This is a genomic window from Streptomyces sp. NPDC015032 (genome assembly GCF_043080425.1).
Classification (GTDB): Bacteria; Actinomycetota; Actinomycetes; order Streptomycetales; family Streptomycetaceae; genus Streptomyces.
This window is the reverse complement of sequence record NZ_JBIBVN010000131.1, coordinates 1-1,000: the sequence shown is the minus strand read 5'-3', so window position 1 is coordinate 1,000 and position 1,000 is coordinate 1. Positions and strand designations below refer to the sequence as shown.

At 67.8% G+C, this 1,000-nt stretch carries 1 pseudogene; it reads left to right on the top strand.

Annotated features, from left to right (window positions below):
- Positions 1-69: 69 nt before the first annotated feature.
- Positions 70-1,000, top strand: a pseudogene (locus tag ACF08M_RS41705) (IS3 family transposase); the annotation flags it as partial.

The following is a 1,000-nucleotide window of genomic DNA, read 5'->3' as shown; positions in this document are numbered from 1 at the left end:
GGGCGTTTCCCCTTGATCGTGGACACCCTGATCATTGGATCGTGAAGATCCATAGGACGGGAGTTCCCGTTGGGGACATCGAAGTACTCGCCTGAGTTCCGGGCCGATGCCGTCGCGCTGTACCACGCCAGTCCGGGTGGGACGTATGCGTCGGTGGCCAAGGACGTGGGCGTCAACCACGAGACGCTGCGCACGTGGGTGCGGGACGCCGAGCAGGCCGCCCGGCCCGGGGCCGTGGAGGCCACCGCGATGGAGAAGGAGAACCGGCAGCTGCGGGCACGGGTGAAGGAACTCGAGCTTGAGCGGGAGATCCTGCGGAGGGCCGCGAAGTATTTTGCGGCGGAGACCAGCTGGTGAGCAGCCGCTTCCAGTTCGTCGACGATCACCGTGGCGCCTTCGGCGTCAAGCGGCTGTGCCGGATGCTGCATGTCTCGCGTTCCGGGTTCTACCGGTGGCTGGCCGGCGCGGACGCGCGGGCTGCCCGGGCCCAGGCAGATGCAGAACTCGCTGAACGTATCGCTGAGATCCACCGGGAATCGGACGGCACCTACGGGGTCCCGCGCGTCACCGCCGAGCTGAAGGACGCCGGGAGGCGGGTCAATCACAAGCGCGTCGAGCGCGTCATGCGCACGTTCCGCATCGTCGGGCTGCACCTGCGCAAGAAGGTCCGCACCACCATTCCCGAGCCATCGGCGACGCCGGTGCCAGACCTGCTGCGGCGCGACTTCACCGCCCAGGCGCCGAACACCAAGTACGTGGGCGACATAACCTATCTCCCGATCGGAGGCGGCCAATTCCTCTATCTGGCAACGGTGTTGGACCTGCACTCGAAGCGGCTGGCAGGCTGGTCGATCGCCGACCACATGCGCACGGAGCTGGTCACCGACGCACTCAGGGCCGCCGCAGCGGCCCGCGGCGCCGACGGCCTGCACGGGGCGATCTTCCACAGCGACAACGGAGCCCAGTACGCGTCGAGGGAGTTCGCCCAGGTCTGCTCGGA